The organism is Streptomyces sp. NPDC051020, from assembly GCF_040683105.1.
Classification (GTDB): domain Bacteria; phylum Actinomycetota; class Actinomycetes; order Streptomycetales; family Streptomycetaceae; genus Streptomyces.
Map to the genome: position 1 here is coordinate 1 of NZ_JBFBCG010000208.1, position 2,220 is coordinate 2,220.

A 2,220-nucleotide genomic window follows, 5' to 3' on the forward strand; every position below is an offset into this window, starting at 1 on the left:
GACCGACCACCCCGACCGCTGCCGCGCAGCCCGGACTCGACCCGGACACCGCGTTCGCGACCAAGCCCGAACTGGCCGCCCGCATGATCACCCGCTTTCTCGACGCCGGCCACCACGCCCGCTGGGTGGCCGGGGACGAGACATCCGATGCGGAAAATCTGTCAAGCGGCCTCCGTGAGTTGAGCGTCTGAGGGTGCAGGGAAGGCGACTGTCTCGCTGTAGCAGACGCGGCGGGTGAGGCAGTGGTGGAGGCAGCCGAGCATGCGGTTGAAGAGGTTGCGCTGGGCGGCGGTGTGGCGGTCTCCGGCCTCGCGGCGGCGGTCGTAGTGGGCTCGGGCGCCGTCGGAGTGGGACATAGCGGCGAAGGCCCACATGTAGCCGACGCCGGCCAGCCGCTGGTTCTTGACCCGGCGGGCCAGGACGGCCACGCTCTTGCCCGAGGCCCTGGTGATCGGGGCCGACCCTGCGTAGGCCTTCAGGCCCTTGGCGTCGGCGAAGCGGGATCGGTCGTCGCCGATCTCGGCGAGCACCCGGGCGCCGCTGAGAGTGCCGAGCCCTGGGAAGCTGGTGATGATCTCGGCGTCCGGGTGTTTCTCAAAAGACTCCACCGCGGCCTCGGCGAGGTCGTCGGCGCTGGTGCAGGCGGCCTCCATCTGCCGCAGCAGCGCGAGCGTCTGGCGTCCCATCGCCTGTTCGACCAGGTGGAGTTGGTGCATCTGGGGCAGGCGGAGTGCGGCATGGAGGCGGTCGGCCTCGGCGTCGAGGGTGTTCTTTCGGCCGGCCTTCTTCAACAGGGACCGCAGCTGGGCGCGGGTGAGGCGGGCGGCCTGTTCGGGGGTGGGGGCGGCGGCCAGCAGGGTGCGGGAGATGGGGTGGCACACCCCCTCGCGGCGGACGCCGACCGCGGCGAGGAAGCCGGGGAAGTACTCGCGCAAGTGCGAGGTGAGCTTGTTGGCGGCCTGGGTGCGGTCCCACACGGCATTCTGCTGGGCGCGGGCGAGGACCGCGACGGCCTGAGCAAGTTCGGTGTCGGCGGGCAGTTGGCGGTGGGCGGCGGCATCCGTGCGCAGGATGTTCGCCAGCACCATGGCGTCGAGGTGGTCGGACTTCTTGCGGGAGACCGCGTGGCGGTCGCGGTAGCGGGCGGCGGCCATCGGGTTGATCGCGTAGACGGGGCGGCCGGCCGCGCGCAGGCAGGCGACCAGCAGACCGCGGGAGGTCTCGATGGCCACCGGGACGGGGGCCTCGGCGGTGTCGCCGTGCTCGGCGAGGAGCTGCAGGAGCTCGGCGAGTCCCTCGGCGGTGTCGTCGATCCGGGCCTTGGCCAGTAACGATCCGGTGTTGTCGACTACGGCGGCGTCGTGGTGGTCGCTGGCCCAGTCGATGCCGCAGGACACCTTCAAAGCGGTTCACGTCCTCTCGGTCGAATTGCCTGTCGTGGCTGGTCACAGCCGTGCGGGGCACGCGTCTCCCTAATGGCAGGGCTCGATGGCCCGTCATCCGATTAGCCGTTCGTGACCCCAGCGACCCGCAGGGTCCTCGGTCTTGGCGAGAGCTCGGCGGCTCCCGAACACGGAAGAGGTGCTCCCTGCGGGCGGCTCGGACCACAAGCATCAACGGTCCGATCATGTGCTCGGTCACGGTGCCGGCCGCGAGCGTCGGCACCCGCCGGTCTTCTTCGAGGCTTGAGCCCAGGTGTTCGGTAGGCGTCGCGCCGACGTCGGCGTCCGGCACCGCGGCCGAGAGGGCGGGGGCAGACGGCGATACGGGGGACCGAGTCTCATCTCAGGGGTCGAGCCCCTGGTCTACGGTGCGGTTCCCCCAGTACCGTCCTCTGCCTTCCCTGCGTCGAAGCGTGACTCCGCTCTCTCGGTCCAAGTCTGGCGGGCCGGTTATGCGGGGAGCGGGCCTCTCTTCATTGCCCATTAGGTCTACGGCGGCAACCCGAAACTGCGCGCCGCCCTGGAGGAACGCGGCACCGGATACGTGCTCGCAGTGGCCCGCAACCACGAAGTCACCGCCCAGGCAGGGAAGTTCCGCGCGGATGCCCTGGCCAAGAAGCTCCCCGAACGGGCCTGGCAGAAACTGTCCACCGGGGCCGGAGCCAAGGGACAGCGCTTCTACGACTGGGCGGTCATCGCCCTGCCCGACCCCCGGCCCGGTCACCGCCACCTGCTGATCCGCCGCAACCGCACCACCGGCGAACTCGCCTACTACCGC

General features: G+C 70.6%; 1 protein-coding gene and 2 pseudogenes. 2 read left to right on the plus strand and 1 reads right to left on the minus strand.

The features are described 5' to 3' along the window. Positions 1 to 140, plus strand: a pseudogene (locus AB0N06_RS38690) (IS701 family transposase); the annotation flags it as partial. A gap of 21 nt (positions 141 to 161) precedes the next feature. Here the strand turns inward: AB0N06_RS38690 and AB0N06_RS38695 are convergent. Continuing rightward, complete coding sequence (locus tag AB0N06_RS38695; RefSeq protein ID WP_366139345.1) at positions 162 to 1,403, minus strand: IS110 family transposase; 1,242 nt, start codon at positions 1,401 to 1,403, stop codon at positions 162 to 164. 511 nt (positions 1,404 to 1,914) lie between these two features. Here AB0N06_RS38695 and AB0N06_RS38700 point away from each other — a divergent pair. Further along, positions 1,915 to 2,220, plus strand: a pseudogene (locus AB0N06_RS38700) (IS701 family transposase); the annotation flags it as partial.